The following is a 20,719-nucleotide window of genomic DNA, read 5'->3' on the forward strand; positions in this document are numbered from 1 at the left end:
GGATACCTGCAGGCTTAAAATACGAAATAAAAAGTGCTTCAAATGAATCTGTAGTGAGTATAACAAAAAAACTTCTGTTATGCACTACGCCCTCTTTTGAAGCACTTACGTAACGTTCATCTCATCAGCCATTTTTTCCTGATTCCATTGTAAACTTTCACGAATCCGATAAATTGTATTCACTAAAATCACCACTTTATATGCCTGTTATGTTCAAAAGGTTCCATAGCATCAATTATATATAAAATAATGATACTATGAAACCTTTTTTTCGTAAAGTTGCCTATCATTGCTCTGCAATCATGCGAACAAGTCAAGCTATTGTTTGATAGTCCTCTTCCTTTTTTATAATAAATTGTTTTACTAGCAACTGTTCAATATTTCCAATTGAAATTCCTAATGAACTCGCAACGCGGAATAGTTTTTCCTTACTATCTCTAGCCCCATTGAAACTTGGAAATTCCTGTTGACCACAGATTATTCGCAAATATTCGTTATTATTATATTCATCAAAGTCAATCCATCTCAAATATCATAGATCAACTTTTCGTTCCGCGGTTTTGTATTTTATCATTCACCAGTTCTCCTTGCTTAAATAAGCATTTTAATTCAATACTTCCTTTACTGGCATTCTGATTGCATGTCAACAACATAACTGTTGCATTTTCTCTTTGAATACTATGACCCTGCAAACGGCCAGGAGCTCCCCGGAAGTTTCTGTTGTATTAACTGCTACTCACATCGTAACGGTGTGCATTTTTGAACAATTACTATATCATTTCTCACATAGCCATTGTTCTTTATTTTCAGCTGAAGCACATTTCTTAATCTTTGCGCTTCTTTACTATAGCACGAACGAAATGATGAACAATCGAGTTTTTCATCACTATTAAAATTCCCACATATACCACTACCGAAATTAAAACTGAGCTTATCATTCGCCATAAACTGCTATCAAAGCTTTTGTTGCAAAGCATGCAGATTATGCCAATAGCAACACTTCCACATATACACGACTTAACCGATTTAATATCCAACATCTTCCAATCAAAAAATGTCTTTGAAAAATGTATCTGCATCACACAATTAACAATTTCCGCCAACACAGTTGTAATTGCTGCACCAATCATACCGAACCATGGCATCAATACAAGATTCATTGCAACGTTTACTATCGCAGAAACAGTCGTAGCTTCAAGGCAATATTTTTCTTGTCTGTTTACAATTAGCACACAATTTGTGAACAAAGACGCATATATTGCAAACAACGTCGCAACACTTAAAATCTTTAATGAATTATTACCAGAAATATATTGTTCTCCGCCAGCAAGCAAAATCATTGAGTTGCTCATACAAAACATCCCAACAATAACCGGAAGCAGTATGATATTTAAGGCGGAAAAGATTTTATTAATGAACAATTTATACTCTTCAGGTTTATTTTTACCGATGTATGCAATTCTAGGAACTGAAACAACAATTACCGCATTAATCAGTTGCTTTAGTAGATTGTATATTTTTGATGCAAAACTGTAAATGCCAACTTTCGCATCAGATTCAAAGAATCCTAGCATGGTAATATCCGAATTTACATAAATCGTAATCGCAATCGAGTTCACAAACAAAATCAAAAGCGGTAATAAGTGCCTTTTTAAATCCATATTAAATGTGAAGCGAACTTTCACATATTTACGAACATAAAATACATTAATCAAGTTCCCGCCGTTTGTTGCCAAAACTGATATAATGCAATATGGAATGACATCCCCCTGCCGTCTTACAAAAATGAACATTGCCAATAAACATATACATTGAACTGCTATATACCGCACTGTGATATAAAAATAATCCTCAAATATACCATTAACCCAGTCTGTTCCTATGACTGCCATCAAAATCGCAGTACTCTGAATAAAGATATATGTTTTATACCCAGAAAATTTGGGTAGAAAAAGTACCATTGCAATAAGCAACAGCAACGATATTGTTGCAGAACATACATTGATTGAGAATACCTGTGAGCAAAACTGATTTATTACTTTTGGGTTATCTCGTATTTTTGCACCTTCACGAATCGCATATGTATAAATTCCAAGAGCAGCAAGTAATATAAAATAATTCGTGATAGAGTACGAAAAACTGTATTTCCCATACCCATCACTTCCCAGTACACGCGAAATATATGGGAATGTAATAAGTGGAAAAAATATTGAACAGCATTGCTTTATTCCGTTAAGCAACGCATTCACCCCTAACGATTTTTGTTTCATATCACAAAACCTTTCTCACACGTAGGCGTTATCCTTATTATATATCAATACTCAAAATACTTTCTCCATCACAATTAGAATTGTCACTTACGAGCAACACCATCAATACCATTAAAATAACATAGCTAATCGAATGATAATGATATGTAATTTTCCAAGAACAATCACTGATATTACATCATCATATATAGATGCCTTACTCCATAAATATTTACAACATCACTGTCCGTAGCTTTAACAATAATGTTATCATGTTGCATTCTAATTGCTGGAACTCTTGTATATACAATTATGATAACTATCATTTAATTGTTATCTTATTCATAATAATAGGAACTGCTGCAAAAAGAACTGATCTTCCGAATCCATTACAACTACTTCTGACCCAAAATATCAGCAAAAAGCATAGATAAAAATAAATATATGCTTTAATCTTATTGTCTTTCGCATCTAATCTGCACACTTCATTTAGACCAATATCAATATGTGTAAAGATCTTTCCCAACAAGAAACAAAAAATAATTGATAAAAAGCCAAAATTCCAATAAGCTTCAGCAACAAACGAAGAGCCCAATCCAGTCGTTTTAGAATATAAAGGTGAAAAAACAGAATCAACATCAATCGATGAGGGATGAACTCCTCCCCATAAATTTGGAACAACCGAAAAAAACATTTTCAAATATGATGTTCCATAAGCATAATCAATAACTTTCGGACATTCTTTGTATACAAGAGTGTTGATAATCTGTGTGTTTCCTAGTTCCCTAAGTGTTTCTACTATAAAATTGTTCTCCCACAGATCCAACGCTGCCTTTTGAATCAACTCAGACAAATTACTCGATACATATATCATTGTACGTATACTGGATATCAAAGACAAAACAAATATTCCAATAAGCCCAGCAAGAAGAAACAGAATCATATTTCGTTTGTTAATTTTCTTATAATATAATGAATACATCAAGAATAGTATAATAACAAATCGAAATACCTGAATTCGACTTCCGCCTGCAAGCTGCAATAGTATGTAAACAACAGTCAATACTAAGACAAGCGATCGTCCTCGCTTTCTTTTTTCATAAATTAGCAACCAAACAATTGCTATCGGAAAGAATTCAGACAGAAGTGTATAAATCTTTTCAATTCCACCATTAACCGCCTGCAAAGTTACGTCATATCCATAAACCTGAATAGTCATTATATCTTTCTTCAGCATATAAAATGTTGGAATAATTGAAATAGAAAGAAGAAAGTAACCAATTTGACATTCTCTTTTAAACCGTTTCTGTGGAATAATCGCTACATTTTTTTCTTTACTAATTTGTGTATTTTCTTTGTAGAATATAATATATGACACTGCAAAACTCATCATGAGCATATGCATAAAGAAAAAGGCCTTCCAAATTTCATTTCCGTTAAAATGACCGCTATTAATATTGAGAAACCAAATTGAGTTCATACTATTATATCCGCCAAGAAATACGGACATTGACTGTCCAAATTCAAAAGCAAAACCTACTCCAATGAACAGTAAAAAGAAATTAATTCTATTAGTTGTCTTGTACAAAAGAATCTCTGTAAGAACTAAAGTGCCGATGGCAAACCCACCAGTGAAAACCAAGACTTGTTCAAGCTGCTTATAACAATTCAGTATAAGTAGAATAAAATCCACAAATAATATAAACAGCAACATTATTGCTCTTTGCACATTCTTCTTATTTACATACATGATATAAATTATTATTCCTCTCTATTTTTTACATATCAAATCTGCTATGCATCCCTTAGGTGTAAGATAGTACCCTCTGTAATTCAAGAAGAGCTTACACCAATCTAATATTTTCCTATTACGCAAATATTTCATTCTTAAATCACAGAAGGAAATTATATCATTCAAAACGACAACTTTATCGCATGATAGTCTATCTAGAAAAAAAGTATTCACAGCTTTGGCCATTTCTGCAGTCTGATATCTTTTGGTTACCGTGTTTAAATGCTCAGTACTCGCATTATCTCCATGCCGCCTAAAAATCATCGTCGCATAGTGATATATGGCCATCTCGCCTTTTGCTGATGCAAAATACCACAAATTACAGTCATGGGCGAAATCAACATTCCAATCTTTTTCGATTTCTTCAAAAAAAGCTTTTCTAAAACAATATGTGCTCCCTGGTCTTGTGACATAATACCATTTCTGATCAAAAGGTATCATTTCTACCTTTCCTGTATTCTTCATCTGTCTTGCTACACTTTGATAGTTGCTTCTCTTCTCACCTTCTAGTCTAATTGAATAATCTGATGCTAGTACACTTATCTTTTCGTTCTCTTCAAGAATACGTATCATCTTCTCAATTTTATCAAGAATCCAAATATCATCTTGATCACAAAGAAAGATAATATCACCAGATGTTTCTTGTATGCCTTCAAAGAAGTTCTTTTTCCATCCTTTATTTGAAGCATTCACCATTACTTTCCAGTCATTCAACTCATTATAATCGATATAACTCTGTATGAGTTGTACCGTTTGATCTGATGACTGATCATCAAATATAAGGACTTCATCAGCTTTTCTTGTTTGTGTGCGAATGGAATCCAACTGTTCTTCTACATATTTTTCTCCATTATATGTTGTCATTACTACCGAAATCTTCATTTCAATGTACCCTCTGCTTGATTTTAAATACCACCATTTTAATCTTTCTCACTACACTATTCTTTCTTTCCAAACCATTTTTAACTTTTACCGCGACATCTTCTTTATAGGTCTTAACAAGATTCTCATTGGATGCTCCACCAAATGTAAAATATGCCACCACTTGATCTATCCTTTGAAACTGGTTACCTTGAAGATACGCTCGCAGAAAGAAATCGTAATCGGCACTAATATGGAACTGAGTGTCGAATTGAAGCTGTCGTTGTAACTCAGACTTCACAAATGCAGCCTGTGGGCAGAACGGTAGATGATATGTTATGGTTTCAATAGATTTCGCTTTTTCAATATACTGTTCATTCGGTTTAATAAAACAAGTATCTCCATAAACAATATCTGCTGATGTGTTTCTGAGTATCGTAATAACCCGTTCAATGCTGTCATTCTTATAATATAAATCATCTGCATTCATATAAGTCAAATACTCACCGGTTGCTCTCTGAGCCCCCTTATTCATTGCATCATAGATTCCCTTATCTTTCTCAGAGTGATAGTTAATTTCTATTCCTTTTCGCTGAAATTCCGGAATATACTTCTTAATAATCTCGTTGGTCCCATCTGTGGATTTCCCATCTACAACAACCCATTCAAACTCTGTAAATGTTTGCTCAAGAATTGATTTTATAGTTTTTTCTATTGTGTTTTCGGCGTTGAAACAAACCGTAATAATTGATAGTTTCATTTGAATTTTCCTTAATTAATCATATTTTTCTGCTAAAGCAAGATACATATTCTCAAGTTTCTTAGCCTCATGAGTAATATCATACCCATGTTCAGCAACGTATTTTCTGCCATCATATCTATCCGGTTTTCCAAGTTCAAGTAGCTTTTCCACCCAAACATTCTTCTCCAATGGAATGTAGATCATTTTATCTGCTCCGCTTAAATTCGTTTCCTGCGGAACACCATCAGAGCTTATGCAGGTTATCCCATTTGCTTGTGCCTCAATCAGAACAAAGCCAAACCCTTCAAAAAATGACGGAAATACGTATAAATCAAACGTATTATAGTAATCATGCGCATTTTCCTGTTGTCCTGCAAGAATGACCTTTTCACTCAAATTGTTCTCTTTGATTTTCTTTTCGATATCCTCTCTAAGCCATCCATCGCCAACACACATCAACTTATAACTATCATTTCTTTTTACTAATTCAGCAAACATCTCAATCAGAAAAGTATGATTTTTTTGTGTGTCGAATCTTCCTACATGCCCTAACAAAATGGTGTCATCACTCACACCATACTTTTCTCTTAGGATCTTTCTCTTATTAGTATCAAATACAAACTGGCTTGTATCAATTGCATTGTGAATCACCTTAAAGGGAGCATCGCCAAAGAGCCACTTTCCTGCTTCATTAGAACATGCGAATCGATTTGTAGCATATCTATTTATGTTTTTTCTTGCGAATTCGTTAATTTGATATTTGATTGGATTGGTAGTTAAATGCTGTGTATTATGACTATGTGCTATCCGAACAGAAACATCACATTCTTTTGCAATCTTTAATACCCAGCAACTCATTGCGTCAGCATGAGAGTGAACAATCTTATACTGGCCGTTACTAAATACTTTCCTCAATTTCTTTTGGTACTCAATTGGATGTTTACTTTTTTTTGGCAATCGATATATCTTACACCCTAATGATTGCAGTTCTTCATCATAAGCACCTTTTTCAAGTCCTGTTACCGCAAAATCAATGTGTACCACATTTGAATCCATATGGCGAATATAATTCATCATAAAAGTTTCAATTCCACCACGATTCATCGGTCCGCCATTTACATATAATATATTGACTGCCATTATATTCTCTCCTATTTCTCTATCACCGTTTAAAGATTATTTTCATTTTGTTTATGCACATCTTTTCCGAAAAACGCTCTACACAAGTTTCACGATTGCTTTCTATCACAGCAATATATTGCTTTTTGTTAACTTTTAACAGGAAAGCAATTCTTTGTATAACTTTATGTACTCTGCAAGACGTTGCTCTTTTCCATATTCCAACGCTACGCTTCTACATTTTTCTCGCAATGAAAGCTCGCCCCTATCAAGTGCCATAATCGAACTACTTTCTTTTACATCAGCCGAATTGGCAGTGAACTCCCCATTAACAATGGGCGCATTGACTAATCTAACCATTTTACGTATTTCTTTTATAACTCTTCCTAAATCAACCCGTTGCGAAGTTTCTTTCTTAATAATTGTTCCGATTGCTGTTCCATCCTTCTTCAGCGCATCTTCTATGACTTCTGGACTTCCTCCGGTATCATATGTAATAACTGGTGTGCCACACGCAAGCGCTTCCAAATTTGTAGTTGGATAATTATCTTCATACGTTGGGTTAAAGAAAACATCCGCAACAGAATATAGTTCTACAAGCTCATTTACATTGCTTGTTCGACAAATCCCAATCAATTCCGCAGGAAGTTTTTTCTTCTGTTCTGGTTTAACACCAACAACAATAAACCTGATATCCTGATTTTCCTGTGCCAAGTGAATAAAATCATTAAGCCCTTTTCTTTCAGTCCATTCAGATGCGACTCCCAGAACAATCGGTTCTCCTCGTGGAGCATATTTACTCTTCAACTTTCCATTACTTCTTGGCCGATAAAGTTCTGTATCTATTCCGTTGTGAATTACCTGAACCGGATAATTGCTCAGATACGATTGCTTAACAATATTTTCAAGCCACTTGCTGGGTGTAACAATAACTGCATTTATTCCTGCAAATAACTCTTTCTTTTTATTCCAATTCCATTTTGAGGAGTCTAAAAGAATTGATGTCGGATATGTATTTTTCTGTTCACAGTGACTGCATCCAGTTTTCCACTTCTGACATTCTACCATATCAAAATAAGCACAATGTCCTGTCATCGCCCAACAATCATGTAAAGTCCAAACAACCTTAATATCATGCGCTTTGATAAATTCAAAGAGCATCTCAATATTCAGATAATACCCATGAATATTATGCAGATGGATAATATCTGGCTTAATAATTTCAAGCTGTGATATTAGTCTACGTGTTGCACTCTGTGAAGCGAATCCAGTTCTGTCTGTTAAACGAGTATACACACCATGAATTTTCACTCCAAGCTCGTCCTTTATGACAATTTCATTATCGTTTTCAGCGCCACGCCCACGCCCCCATACAACAAATGATTCGTTTCTGTTTTGAAGCAATAACTGATGAATTCCCAGCATAATTGCTCCTGTTGCTTTATACGGGAAAGTATTAATCTGAACAATCCTCACTCTTTTTCTCTCCTTTACATCTTCAGAATTTCTTCAGCATACTTTCTCACAGACACATTTCTGGTCAGATTCTTCTCCAGATTCTCACGGCTTCTGGCTCCCATTGCCTTCAGCTCACTATTTCCGGCATTCTCAATGAACCAGCAGATGTTTTCCTCAACCTTGTCATACTCACCTGGCTCACAACAAAGACCACCTTGTGTATCTTCGATCAGGCAGCGAACCTCAGAGCCTGATTCCAGAACTCCTAATATTGGCTTAGCTGCCGCCATTATTCCGTATGCCTTTGATGGACAACTCACGCCCTTAATGCCTTTTGCATTCACACACCAATGAACATCACCGGCATTCAAGCTATAGATCAGGTCTGACTTATCCTGATAAGGAATGAAAACCACATTGTCCATGTAATGATCTTTCACATAGTTCTTCAGCTTCTCCAGCACAGATCCGGCACCAACGAATGCAAACACAACTTCTCTGCCATCTGCGGTTTTCGTGCCTGGTTTGAATCGCTCCACGACCTCAATCAATTTCTCCAGATCATAGTACAATCCAATATTTCCGGAATACATAATGACGAACTTGCCATCCAGACCATATTTCTTCCTGAATTCCAGAACCTTCTCATTATTTTCATCCAGCGGATAAATCTCATTCTCATCGATCCAGTTGTTGATCATGACGGTTTTGGGAACTTTCTTCCCCTTGAAACGGTTCTCCACTGTTTCCACCAGATCACGGCCGACTGTGATCACAAGGTCGCTCCGCTTGCAGCTGAACTTGTCAAACCACATCATAACGTCGGTGACGAACTTGCTCTTGGTATAGCCAACGGCCAGCACCTGCTCCGGATTGAAATCCTGAATATTATAAATGTACTTGGCATGTTTCATCCATTTGCCCCAAACGCCAAGCAGACCGCCGAGAATAGGAGGCTGAGAAATTGAGAACACATAATCCATCTTTCCAACCTTAAAGGTAGCTCCCATTGCTCCAAAGAAATAAGAAACGATGTTCTTTACACGGCTCTTCTTATTGGTCTTGCTAAATTCCGGCACTCGGATCCGCAGCATTTTTACGCCGTTGATTTCTTCTTCATAATATTTCTTTGTTTTGTATTTATCTTCAATCGTCCCTAAATAACTGGGCACTACACAAATGACTGTGATGTTAAATTTATCCAGCATACTCTCCGCCAGTTCACGGAGGATCTGCCCCGTTGACGCAGTATCTGGAATATAGTAATGAGCATAAATCAGAAGATTTTTCTTACCTGCTCTCTCTTTCTTCATCTGCTATATTCCTCCAAATTTACTTCATTCCTTATTACGAAATGAAGTTTTTCAAAACTTATCTTCACACAAACTCCACGCTCCAGACATCCACCCCGGAATCCTGGAACACATCTCTCAACCTCTGATGCAGCATCTCCTGTGTGACGCCTTTCTTCAGTATTACCTGCAGGAAACCGCCGCCTCCGGCTCCGGAGATGAATTTTCCGTCGATCATGTCTTCACATACACTGAAGATCTGGTCTATGCAGGTGTTGGTTGAGCCGGCATCCAGCTTTTTGGAGATTTCCCAGTGCTGGTTGAGAAGGCTCGCGAATTCGTCGATGTCTTCTTTTTCCAGGGCAAATTTCATGAGTGCTGCTACTTTCTGCATCTCATCCAGTGCCTCCAGAGATTCTTTTCGGCCGCCGATGTAATTTCCTACGACTTCTCTGAGAAGGTTTCGGGCAAGGCGCCTCTGACCTGTATAGATCAAAGCGAATCGTTCCTGAAGCTCCTGTTTCGTTTTTTCCGAGATCTCTACCTTTTCTACCTTCAGCTGCTGCCGGATTCCGGGTCTTGATGTGATAAATTTGATTCCGGGTGTCAGTCCGCCAACCTGATCCTGCCAGCCGCCGCCTGTGCTCATGATCTGCTCCAGGTTGAGGACTGTATCATAGATCTGGCTGTCATCCCAATTCTCCCCAAGAAACTCTGCAAAAGCTTTGACGCAGGCTCCTGCAAGGATACTGCTTGTTCCAAGGCCGGAGCCTTTGGGAACGCCTTTGACACAGGTGGAAAGGTAGAATCCGCCGCCCATTTTTTCCAGGACCTTTTTCAGATCAGCCTTTTCCTCCAGCGGAAGGATCCCGCAGGCGATAATAGCTGCCTTGTGCAGGGCAAAAGGATCGTATGGATTATGGCAGTCCTGGATCTCTTCTGCACTTTCTGCTGTTCCGTAAGCACCTGTGTCTGTGCTTGCCAGCTCAATATGTAATTCCGGTATCTTCCGGATCTCTACCTCGATGGGTTCACAGCCTCTCAGCAGGATTGCTGCATTAAGAACAGTTCCTCCGTGTTCGTTGCAGTATGGCGGTGTGTCTGACCAGCCACCGCCCCAGTTCACACGTACCGGCAGATTTACCTTTACCTTTTCTTTTGCGATCGTATAGCCGCAGTTTCCTGTCAGCTGCGTCTGAGATGCGATCTCTTTCTGGATCTGGGAAAAGCACTCTTGCTCCAGCACATCGTATGTTTTTCCGTCAAAGCATTTTTTAGTGAATTTCATGGAACGTGATACTGCATACAGGATCCGTATTTTCTGTGAAAAATCTGCTTTTTCAGCTTCTTTCATCAGCAGATGGTAATGTTGTTCCTGGATTTCTTTTTCACCAAAGATCTTAAGTGCAGGAATGTAATGTCCGCCTTTTTTCAATTCTTCCAAAAATACTGCCACCAGGATCCTTGCTTCCAGATCTTTTTTCCAGGAAAGGATATTTTCTGTATTTCCATACCGGAAGGATTCTTCCAGACTCAGTCTCGGCTGTTTTTTCCAGCTCTCGATCTGCAGGGGTTCAGCAAGTCCTTCGCTCATTTTTACAAGAATTTCCTGCCTGTGCTGCTTCCTGGAATGTTTTGCAAACCGGATACAGTTTTGCATTCCAGAGTGCGTGGGTTTCGCCGGTCCAGATATCTTCCGGTGCCAGTCCATTGGCTGAAAGAAAATCCGCCAGGTTTCCGCGCAGAAAGCTTCCTCGTTCTTCCAGCGTTTTCTTCGGATTATCCATGACTCCATATGTACGGATCACGCACCGTCCTGTCTGACCGCCGTAAAGCTCTGTGATCTCGTCCTTCAGCTTCACACCGTGAAATACTGTGTTCGCCGGTATATGTACATCCTTCAGGGAGAGTCCGGATACTACAGCGCCCTTTCCGACATGGGTTCTTCCCTCAAGGCAGGTGTCTTCAATATAGGTTCCTTCCTCGATGTCTGCTTCCGGCCCGATCAGTGCTGTATGCAAAGCTCCCTGGCAATTCAAGTCATTGGTGAATACGTGTTTTTTCCAGTCAAGGAACTCATAATCGGTTACTTCTTCTGTCATCAGAGCACGCAGCTCTCTCGTTGTCCCAAAGTGGATAAATTCTGCAGGAGAAAGACAGATCAGCTTCATCTGAAAAGGACTTAATGCCTTCCATATTTTTTCTCTGCAGGTAAAAAGCTCTGTGCAGAATTCGCCTTCCGGTTTTTCTTTCTGATATTGTTCAAAGGTAGAATCTGCCGCCAGCGGATACAGAAAATCTCCGTAAAAGCTGACTCTTGCTTTTTCATTTACAAAGCTTTCGTATTTATCCGGATCTGCTTTTTTTCCTGATGCATCAGCGATCAGACTGAAAAGTGTTTCCAGTATTTCGGCGTCCAGAAGTACGGCGCCTGTGTCAAGATCCACGCAGTCCTGTCCATTCACGGCTCCCAGCCTGCGAAGTGTTTCTGCCGGCTGTTTGTGAAGGAACATTTTTACATGGTCGCTTCCATCGTTCAAAAACACTCCATGATCGACTCCCACTTCTACCGGAGATTTCATGGAGATCGCCGCAGCTCCGCGGAACTGGGCATCTATCTGTAAAGGATTAAAAAGGAGGAGCACATCCCCGGAAAGTACCAGCATTCCTTCTTTGAACCTGGCCGGAACGCCTGCCATGCTGATGAGAAATTCATCAAACAGTGTAGAGCCTCTTCCATCCGGAAGTTCTCTTGGTACTGGTGAAAAAAGCTTTCCGCACACAGAATACTGTGGGACTCTTTTGCTGTCTCCGCCGGAATGGATCACAAGGATTCTTTTGTTATGGAAATCTCCCCGGAGTCCTTCTTCCTCCGAAAGAAATCGGAGTACATTCAGAGTTGCTCCGCCGGAGCCTACTCTCTTGCCTTCCGGATCCGGGAGCACGAAATATTTCGTCCATCCCGGCAGTACACCCTGTTCCAATCTGTCTGCGATCTGGCTGCGGAAGGATCTGGCCTGTTCTTCATTTGATGAGGTCAGTATCACATAGTCCCATCTGGGAAAATTTACTTTGCGGATGCTTCGTGCATAGTCTTCCCATGCATCCTGGCAGCTTTGCCGCAGAAAAAGATTTTTCAGTTTCCTGTATTCTGTGTTCATTGCTATCCTTATCCTTTGCTTTTTCATACTTTCTTTTTTTTACATAACTTCGAATACTCTTATCCGCTGTCACGGCTGTGCCGGAGCTTCTGGCGGAAATTCTTGGCCGACTCTTCCTTATGATAAGGGAGACACGACAGGCGGTATTCAACCTGTCAGCATCTGCCTGTAGCAGAAGCTGAGTTGTGCTCTCGCTCTATAAAACAGTGGTCATACCACTTGTTTTCCAAACTGAAGAATACATTTATGGCTCAGGTTTCTGGCACTGTTCAGGCTTCGGCTTCCTCTGTGCCCGTTCTCACAGGTATATTCATCTGTTTTGCGGTTTGCTGTCTTAACTGGCGCACCGCAGACAGAACAGGTTTCGGATATCCCTTTTGCATAGGTTTCAATGACCAGAATGCCGTTTTTCCATGCTTTATAGGGCAGATTGCTCCTGATCCCGGAGCTCAGATGCATAGTGCTCCAGTTTCCTGATCCAATCATCACATAGTCTGTGTATTCTTTTTTGTATTTTGGAAGGACGATCAGCGAAACCTGCTTTTCCAGGCAGAAGCCTATGATCTGTGAACTGATCTCATGGGCATAATGCTCCGACAGGTGTTTCAGATGCATCCAGTATTTCCTGTTTTCTCCGGGCTGTTTTTCCCCGCCGAGAGATTTCCGGGCTTTCTCGATTTTCTTCCTGATCTGATCGCAGCGATGCGTATATTCTTTTCCGCCGCTCCAGAATTTCACACCTGTTTCCTTCCCTGTGCCGTCACATACTGTCCCCACAGCAAAAACATCTCCGTTTGTAAACTGGATGGCACAGATCTTCCGCCCTTCCTGGATACGCTGCTTTACTGTTGCAGTGTCTGCTGTAAATTCCTTCACGGGAACATGCAGCATGAGATATTTCTTCTCAAAGGTTACTGAGGGTGACATCAGCTCTGCTTCTGCGGGAAATTCTCTGCCATACAGTCTGCATCTCATCCATTTCCATTGTTCTCCTGTCCATACCTTCAGTGTAATCTCCTTATGAGAAAAATCTCTGTACATTCCTTTATAATAGGTAACTGCTGAATGAAGCTTTTCTGCTTTCCTCCCCGGAATGGACTTTTGCCTGGATATGTGACTCTTTGCTGCGGCTATGGCACTGTTTATCGCAGCCCGCCTGAAATACAATGGGACTTTTTCCCAGGGAAGGGGATTCTGTGGAACCTGCTTGTCTCTTCCCATAATAGTCAGAACCTCCAGGGCCCGAAGAGTTTTCTGGCTCCCCAGTTCTCCCAGTTCCTCATGAGCCAGCAGAAGATCATAATAAAAGCTTTCAATTTCATTATAGAAATCCTGGGTTTTCCTGAGCCATTCCGGATGTCCGCAGCAAAGTCGGAGTCTTCTGGTTGTTATGCTGTAGCCTGTATTGGACGGCATGTTCTCTTCCTTCCGTTTATTTATATAACTTATCCAATATTATTATCTTGTCGCTTAATGTTAGATTAAGCGACAGTAATTTTTTCGGATTATTCTGTTGTTTGATCCAAGATTTTGAACCATATGTAATGGTAACATCCGCTTTAATGCTTGTCAAGCGATCTGAAACTGCCATAGCTGTCCAATTATGTCGTTTTTTGTGCCGTTTTACGCAGCTTTTTATATATCAGAGAAAGAAAAATACATATCAATATATAAAAGTGGTCATGATAAGTGGTCAGCTTTTGTGGTCAGAAAAATGGCGAATTTCCTTATATACAGGTTTTTCAGGTCCTGTCGCTTAATCTAACATTAAGCGGCAGTTTTCACATTCTCTTCATTTTCCTTTCACACAATGCACACATTTTTTTACTATATTATTAACTGTAGATAGCAAATGCTAAACAATCTTTTTCTTTTTCATACTTTTTTGCCGGGAGTCAGCACAACTCCCGGCCTCCTTTTTTCATTCTTCAGGTAGTTCGCCTGCATTTTCTATTATTATTAAAGATATAAAAATATGTCTTGTTTTTTCTTATTATATATATTATACTGGTCAAGAACTTATTGTTCCCGTCCATTCTGTTCTTTGATAATTTCATAGACTTCACACTCGAAACATGATACAATATCCGCACAGAGAAATATGCGGTACAATTTTTATAGGAGGATACGCATATGCTAGATCAGAAAGATTTGGAATTATTAGCCGGTATGATAAACCCGATCAATGTCCAGCTGGGCAATATAAATAACCGATTAGATGGTATCGACGCCAGACTGGATGCAGTGGATACTCGTCTCGACGGTATTGACGCTCGTCTCGATGCTATGGATGTTCGTTTTGATGGTATCGACGCTCGTCTTGATGCTATGGATGTTCGTCTCGACGGTATTGACGCTCGTCTCGATGCTATGGATGTTCGTTTTGACGGTATCGACGCTCGTCTTGATGCTATGGATGTTCGTTTTGATGAAATAGATGCCCGCTTCAACCGGGTAGAAAACAGACTTGAAATGATCGATCTGAAATGTGATACCAACAGAAAACGCCTGGACGACCTTTCACTGGATGTTAAGCTTGCAGAACGGGATATCCGAAAAGATATCAAAAATTTACAGGACACAACAGAAACTCTTGTCGTTGTACTTCAGGGAAGAGGTATTTTACCTGACCCAGGTAACACAATACAGACAGCCTGATCATATCATGTAAAGAGTGTGAAGCCTATGAAAGTATCAAGGGATCACACTCTTTATTATCATCCATACAACCATCTTTCTCCTCAAAAAATGGTTGCATTTACAATTCGTTTATGTTATAATTATATGCGTTGCGGGGTATGGCGTAGCTTGGTAGCGCGCACGGCTGGGGGCCGTGAGGTCGCAGGTTCAAATCCTGTTGCCCCGATATTTCTAACAAATTCAAGGATTTCCGAGGTCTGATGACTTCGGATTTTTTATTACCTTTATTACCTTACTATTTTTCGAAAGGAAGGTTTTGCATGCAGGATAATCTGTCTCTTTATCATATTTTTTATACGGTAGCACGTACCGGCAGTATCTCCCACAGTTCCCGGGACCTTTATATCAGCCAGCCTGCTATCAGCAAGTCGATCCAGAAGCTGGAGCAGAATCTGGATACCGTTCTTTTTAAACGCAGTTCCCGGGGTGTCACTCTGACCCCGGACGGTGAGCTTCTTTTTGAAAAAGTAAAAGAAGCTCTTTCACTTCTGGATGAAGGAGAAAATTCCATTCGCCATAACCGTTCCCGGGACATTCCAAAGCTGCGTCTGGGCGCCAGTTCTACTCTTACCAGATATGTACTGCTCTCCCACCTGGAAAACTATATTGCACGTTTTCCTCATGTACGTATCACAATTTCCTGCCAGTCTACTTATCAGACGCTGCAGCTTCTGGATGAGGAAAAAATCGATCTGGGACTCATCGGACGGCCGCAGAAGCTTCGGGGATATTATTTTCAGCCTCTTTTGAAAATCCAGGATACCTTTGTCTGTACACAGCAGTATCTGGAAAATCAGAAAAAGCTCTATCCGGATGAACCTCTGATCCAGGCAGCAACTTTCATGATGCTGGATGAGGACAATATTACACGTCAGACCGTGAACACTCAGCTGAAAGAACATCATGTGGAATTAAGTCATATTCTGGAAGTAACAACTATGGATCTTCTGATCCAGTTTGCGGAAATTGGTCTTGGGATTGCATGTGTGATCCGTGATTTTGTAAAAAAAGAGCTGGAAGAAGGAACTCTGGTGGAAGTACCGGTAGGATTTTCTTTTCCGCTGCGTGAGATCGGGTTTGTATGCAGACAGAAAGATGCTGATTCGGCTTTGATCGCGCCATTTTTTGATGATGAAACAGACCATCCGGCTAAATAAAGGAATGTAAAAAAATTCCCATCTGATCATTGCGACCAGATGGGAATTTTAAATTTCAAAAAAGCTTCCTACCACTGTATTACGTGTGTGACTTTTTTGACTCAAACTTCGCTGCGCTTCGTTCGAGTAGCGCAAAATTTATTGCACCTGCAATAAATTTTGCTTAGTTATTAATAAGCTTGTCCTCGCCGTTCCAGCTGTAGAGTTTACGGATCTCTTCGCCGACTTTCTCAGACTGATGCTCAGCAGCTAATTTTCTCATAGCTTTGAAGTGAACCTGTGCACCTGCATCGGACATGTCGAGTAAGAAGTCTTTTGCAAATGTACCATCCTGGATATCGGAAAGAACTTTCTTCATAGCTTTCTTTGTATCTTCTGTGATGATCTTCGGTCCTGTGATGTAATCGCCGTACTCAGCTGTATTGGAGATAGAATATCTCATTCCTGCGAATCCTGACTGATAGATCAGGTCAACGATCAGTTTCATCTCATGGATACACTCGAAGTATGCGTTTCTTGGGTCATAACCAGCTTCAACAAGTGTCTCGAAACCAGCCTGCATAAGTGCGCAAACACCACCGCAAAGTACAGCCTGCTCACCGAAGAGGTCTGTCTCTGTCTCTGTACGGAATGTTGTCTCAAGAACACCAGCTCTTGCTCCGCCGATTCCAAGTGCATATGCAAGTGCGATATCCTGAGCTTTACCTGTAGCATCCTGCTCTACAGCGATCAGACAAGGAACACCTTTACCAGCCTGATACTCGCTTCTTACTGTGTGTCCAGGTCCTTTCGGAGCGATCATTGTAACATCAACATATGCTGGTGGTTTGATGCATCCGAAATGAATGTTGAAACCATGAGCGAACATAAGCATGTTGCCTTCCTCAAGGTTCGGCTCGATATCGTTCTTGTAAAGTGCAGCCTGTTTCTCATCGTTGATCAGGATCATGATGATATCTGCTTTCTTAGCTGCTTCAGCAGATGTATATACCTCGAAGCCCTGCTCCTCAGCTTTTTTCCAGGATTTGCTTCCTTTGTAAAGACCGATGATTACATTACATCCGGACTCTTTAAGGTTCAGTGCATGTGCATGTCCCTGGCTTCCGTATCCAATAATCGCAATTGTCTTACCATCTAATAATCCAAGATTACAGTCTTCCTGGTAAAAAATCTTATTTGCCATTTTACTTTCCTCCTCTGATGTTTACAACATCTTCTTCATAAAAATTATTTATCGTTAAGAGAGTAGCTGCTCTCCTAGCAAACATATGTAAAAATTTTTACAGGTACCGGACATCGTCACTGCCTCGTGACAGACCTGTGATTCCCGTTCTTGCAAGCTCAAGGATCTCATAGTCAGCCATCAGCTCCACAAACGCCTGCAGCTTGTTCTGGCTTCCGGTCATCTCCATAATAAGAGAATCCTTACTTACATCCACCACCTTGGCACGGAAGATATCTGCAACAGAAAGAGCTCCCTGTCTCTGTTCCGGCTTCACAGCAACCTTGACGAGCATCAGCTCACGGGCAACGCTGTCGTCCTGTTCAAGGACCTTAACATCCCGTACATCTTCCTGCTTCGCCAGCTGCTTGGTGATCTGCTGGAGCATCTGATCATCTCCCTCACAGACAACTGTCATACGGGAATATCTCTGATCTGCAGTCACTCCTGCGGTAATGCTGTCAATATTATATCCACGGCGGCTGAAAAGACCAGCCACACGGCTAAGGACTCCGGAGGTATTATCCACAAGGATGGATAGTATTCTCTTTTCCATAATACACCTGCTTTCAACACTTTTATGTATAGAAAACCGACTTCGTCAGTTAACGCTTTAATCTAATAAACCCTTGCTTTCTTACCATTATAACAACTTCGAAAATTTTGTCAATCAAAATTTCCTGCAAAATTCCTTCAGGATGATAAGAAATGTTTTTATCCTCAGATCAGATATTTTTTCTTAAGCTCCTCGGATGCCTTTGGTGTCAGATAGAGTTTTTTCCGAAGGAATCTTTCAATTCCTCCGTTTTCTTTTTCGATGACATCAAAAACTGTATTGATATAAGACTCCTTCACCTGATAGAAGGCTTTCAGATCTGCAAGCTTCCGGCTGTTTTCCGGCCGGTCTGCCCGGTAAAGCCTGCGCATATATTTCAGTTCATCTTCCAGACATGGATTCGACCGCATATAATCCCTTCGTATCGTTTCCTTAGGTACACCCAAAGCAAAGAGCAAAAGTGCTGTTCCGACTCCTGTCCGGTCTTCTCCTGTGGCACTGTGAAAAACAACAGCTCCATTCTTTGCATGAAGCAGGACATCCAGAAAACGTGCATACTGCTTCAGAGAATACTCATCCGTAACGAAATTCCGGTACCAGTCCTGCATATACCGGTCTACATCACCATAGCAGGACATCACATGTTCAAAAAAGCTGTTTCCACTGCTGTCCTCATCCCGGATTGGAATGTGATAATACTCCACTCCTGCCATGATATCATCCGGTTTTTTCTTTACTTCTGCAGCTGACCTGAAATCGATTACTGTTTTTACATTATATTCTTCTGAAAGGATCCGGTTGTCTGCAGCAGAAGCATGATAGATTTCTCCGCTGCGCAAAAGCTTTCTGGGAAGAATGTGCGAACCGTCTACTGTCATCAATGCACCCAGATCTCTTGTATTCGGAAGATTCTGAAGCGGAATCCTGCTTCCTTTTGGAAAACCAACCGCAAGATCCGGATTCAGTACTTTAAGAAGCTGAAGGCAATCCTGTACCTCCTGCTCTGTCATATCAAATTTATAACGCTTCTGACGTCTGGTTATGATCACCAGATAATTGATGATCAGCTGCTTTTCACCGGTTTTATCGGTTCCCTCACGGCGCATGTACGCCCAGAGAATATCTTTACACGGAAGACTGTTGAGCATCATATGTCTGGTAAACACAAAAAAGCCATCTTCGATCCGTATTTTTCCGTATCTCATTTTCTTTCCTTTCTCCTTCTCAACCCCTGTGCTGCTTTCTTCGCAATACTTTTTATCATACCAGAAATCTCCAGTCCCGTATACCTCGTTTGACAATTTTCGTAGTTTGGATATAATAAACAGAGAAATTTTACCACAGGGAGGCTTTCTTTTATGGACAATCTTATTTTCTGTCTGAATGTTACCGTGCCCATCTTTCTTACACTGCTCCTGGGATATTTTTTCCGGAGGATCGGACTGTTTGATGAAACATTTGTCAATCGTATGAACAAATTTGTGTTTGTCATCCCCCTGCCTGTGCTTCTGTTTCAGGACATCGCTAAAATCGATATCTATGAGGCCTGGGATCCCAAGATGGTTCTTTTCTGTTTTGCGATCACATCGCTCAGTATTATGATCTCCGTGCTCCTGTCCCGTTTTCTCCACCCTTCCGATATCCGGGGCGAGTTTATCCAGGCATCCTACCGCAGCAGCGCAGCGATCCTTGGTATCGCCATTATCCAGAACCTTTACGGAAATGCAGGTATGGCACCACTGATGATCATTGCCAGCGTCCCTCTTTACAATGTAATGGCTGTTGTAGTTCTCTCTGTCTTTAAACCAGGTCAGGGAAAAATAGATGGTACCGTTCTGAAGCACACTTTAAAGGGAATTGTCACCAATCCCATCATTCTCGGCATTGCAGCCGGTACACTCTGGTCCCTTCTTCGTCTTCCATTTCCGAAGATCCTGGACTCTACGGCAGGCAATCTTGCAAAAACCGCCACTCCTCTTGGCCTCATGGCTATGGGCGGATCTCTGCACTTCGGAAAAGCCTTTTCCCGGCTGAAAGCATCTGTTGCCTGTACATTTATGAAACTTGTCGGTTATGAAGCACTTTTTCTTCCTCTTGCCATCCGTTGCGGTTTTACAAAGGACAAGCTGGTTTCCATCATTATCATGCTGGGGTCTGCCAGCACCGTTACCTGCTTTGTCATGGCAAAAAACATGGGACATGAGGGCTCTTTTTCTTCGGGAGTCGTGCTTCTTACCACATTATTCAGTGCCTTTACCCTGACACTCTGGCTGTTTATCTGCAAAGGTCTGGGACTGATCTGATATTGCAGTTTCTGCATATTATCTACCCGGAAAAATCTGTAACATAAAATGCTGTAAGAACTATGATTTCTGGTTCTTACAGCATTTTTTTATAAAAGCATATTCAC

Annotated in this window: 16 protein-coding genes and 1 tRNA gene; 4 read left to right on the forward strand and 13 right to left on the reverse strand. The window is 40.5% G+C overall.

What is annotated here, in order from left to right; translation table 11 throughout:
* Nucleotides 1-824: 824 nt before the first annotated feature.
* From ACTNDQ_RS10330 to ACTNDQ_RS10375, 10 genes are all read right to left on the reverse strand, one after another.
* Nucleotides 825-2,270 (reverse strand): flippase, encoded by a 1,446-nt coding sequence (locus ACTNDQ_RS10330; RefSeq protein ID WP_441064556.1) that lies wholly within the window; start codon nucleotides 2,268-2,270, stop codon nucleotides 825-827.
* A gap of 301 nt (nucleotides 2,271-2,571) precedes the next feature.
* A complete protein-coding gene (gene wzy, locus ACTNDQ_RS10335; protein ID WP_441064557.1) occupies nucleotides 2,572-3,999 on the reverse strand; it encodes an O-antigen polysaccharide polymerase Wzy in 1,428 nt (475 codons plus the stop codon).
* Between the two features lie 21 nt (nucleotides 4,000-4,020).
* Nucleotides 4,021-4,923 carry a glycosyltransferase gene (locus tag ACTNDQ_RS10340; protein WP_441064558.1) on the reverse strand — a complete coding sequence of 301 codons (903 nt, stop codon included), beginning with the start codon at nucleotides 4,921-4,923 and terminating at the stop codon, nucleotides 4,021-4,023.
* 1 nt (nucleotide 4,924) lies between these two features.
* Nucleotides 4,925-5,662: a glycosyltransferase family 2 protein gene (locus tag ACTNDQ_RS10345; protein WP_441064559.1), complete on the reverse strand. Its 738-nt coding sequence runs from the start codon at nucleotides 5,660-5,662 to the stop codon at nucleotides 4,925-4,927.
* 15 nt (nucleotides 5,663-5,677) lie between these two features.
* Nucleotides 5,678-6,784: a glycosyltransferase family 1 protein gene (locus tag ACTNDQ_RS10350; RefSeq protein WP_441064561.1), complete on the reverse strand. Its 1,107-nt coding sequence runs from the start codon at nucleotides 6,782-6,784 to the stop codon at nucleotides 5,678-5,680.
* A gap of 135 nt (nucleotides 6,785-6,919) precedes the next feature.
* Nucleotides 6,920-8,239 carry a glycosyltransferase gene (locus ACTNDQ_RS10355; protein ID WP_441064562.1) on the reverse strand — a complete coding sequence of 440 codons (1,320 nt, stop codon included), beginning with the start codon at nucleotides 8,237-8,239 and terminating at the stop codon, nucleotides 6,920-6,922.
* Between the two features lie 14 nt (nucleotides 8,240-8,253).
* Nucleotides 8,254-9,534: a glycosyltransferase family 4 protein gene (locus ACTNDQ_RS10360; RefSeq protein ID WP_441064563.1), complete on the reverse strand. Its 1,281-nt coding sequence runs from the start codon at nucleotides 9,532-9,534 to the stop codon at nucleotides 8,254-8,256.
* 64 nt (nucleotides 9,535-9,598) lie between these two features.
* Nucleotides 9,599-11,107 carry a GHMP family kinase ATP-binding protein gene (locus ACTNDQ_RS10365; RefSeq protein ID WP_441064565.1) on the reverse strand — a complete coding sequence of 503 codons (1,509 nt, stop codon included), beginning with the start codon at nucleotides 11,105-11,107 and terminating at the stop codon, nucleotides 9,599-9,601.
* Nucleotides 11,088-12,674, reverse strand: coding sequence for a fucose pyrophosphorylase domain-containing protein (locus ACTNDQ_RS10370; RefSeq protein ID WP_441064566.1), 1,587 nt, complete (start codon nucleotides 12,672-12,674; stop codon nucleotides 11,088-11,090). The genes ACTNDQ_RS10365 and ACTNDQ_RS10370 overlap by 20 nt, the downstream gene beginning before the upstream one ends.
* A 210-nt stretch (nucleotides 12,675-12,884) precedes the next feature.
* Entirely contained in the window at nucleotides 12,885-14,090 is a 1,206-nt protein-coding gene (locus ACTNDQ_RS10375; RefSeq protein WP_441064567.1) for a zinc ribbon domain-containing protein, read from the reverse strand.
* Between the two features lie 717 nt (nucleotides 14,091-14,807).
* On the opposite strand from ACTNDQ_RS10375, the gene ACTNDQ_RS10380 reads away from it, so the two are divergent.
* The 3 genes from ACTNDQ_RS10380 (at nucleotide 14,808) to ACTNDQ_RS10390 (ending at nucleotide 16,531) form a co-directional block, all read left to right on the forward strand.
* The gene (locus ACTNDQ_RS10380) at nucleotides 14,808-15,332 is read left to right on the forward strand and encodes a hypothetical protein (protein WP_441064568.1); all 525 of its coding nucleotides are present in this window, start codon (nucleotides 14,808-14,810) and stop codon (nucleotides 15,330-15,332) included.
* Nucleotides 15,333-15,466: 134 nt separating this feature from the next.
* Nucleotides 15,467-15,540: transfer RNA gene (locus ACTNDQ_RS10385), tRNA-Pro, on the forward strand.
* A gap of 94 nt (nucleotides 15,541-15,634) precedes the next feature.
* Nucleotides 15,635-16,531, forward strand: coding sequence for a LysR family transcriptional regulator (locus tag ACTNDQ_RS10390; RefSeq protein ID WP_279200291.1), 897 nt, complete (start codon nucleotides 15,635-15,637; stop codon nucleotides 16,529-16,531).
* Nucleotides 16,532-16,694: 163 nt separating this feature from the next.
* Here the strand turns inward: ACTNDQ_RS10390 and ilvC are convergent, their stop codons facing one another.
* The 3 genes from ilvC to ACTNDQ_RS10405 all read right to left on the reverse strand — a co-directional run bounded on the left by ilvC (nucleotide 16,695) and on the right by ACTNDQ_RS10405 (nucleotide 19,514).
* Nucleotides 16,695-17,714: a ketol-acid reductoisomerase gene (gene ilvC / locus ACTNDQ_RS10395; protein ID WP_278796980.1), complete on the reverse strand. Its 1,020-nt coding sequence runs from the start codon at nucleotides 17,712-17,714 to the stop codon at nucleotides 16,695-16,697.
* A 97-nt stretch (nucleotides 17,715-17,811) separates the two neighbouring features.
* Entirely contained in the window at nucleotides 17,812-18,309 is a 498-nt protein-coding gene (ilvN, locus tag ACTNDQ_RS10400; RefSeq protein WP_021652933.1) for an acetolactate synthase small subunit, read from the reverse strand.
* A 164-nt stretch (nucleotides 18,310-18,473) separates the two neighbouring features.
* Nucleotides 18,474-19,514 (reverse strand): tyrosine-protein phosphatase, encoded by a 1,041-nt coding sequence (locus ACTNDQ_RS10405; protein WP_441064569.1) that lies wholly within the window; start codon nucleotides 19,512-19,514, stop codon nucleotides 18,474-18,476.
* Nucleotides 19,515-19,667: 153 nt separating this feature from the next.
* On the opposite strand from ACTNDQ_RS10405, the gene ACTNDQ_RS10410 reads away from it, so the two are divergent.
* A complete protein-coding gene (locus ACTNDQ_RS10410) occupies nucleotides 19,668-20,612 on the forward strand; it encodes an AEC family transporter (protein ID WP_279200298.1) in 945 nt (314 codons plus the stop codon).
* Nucleotides 20,613-20,719 lie beyond the last annotated feature (107 nt).

It is taken from the genome of Blautia massiliensis (ex Liu et al. 2021) (assembly GCF_052064225.1).
GTDB lineage: Bacteria > Bacillota > Clostridia > Lachnospirales > Lachnospiraceae > Blautia_A > Blautia_A fusiformis.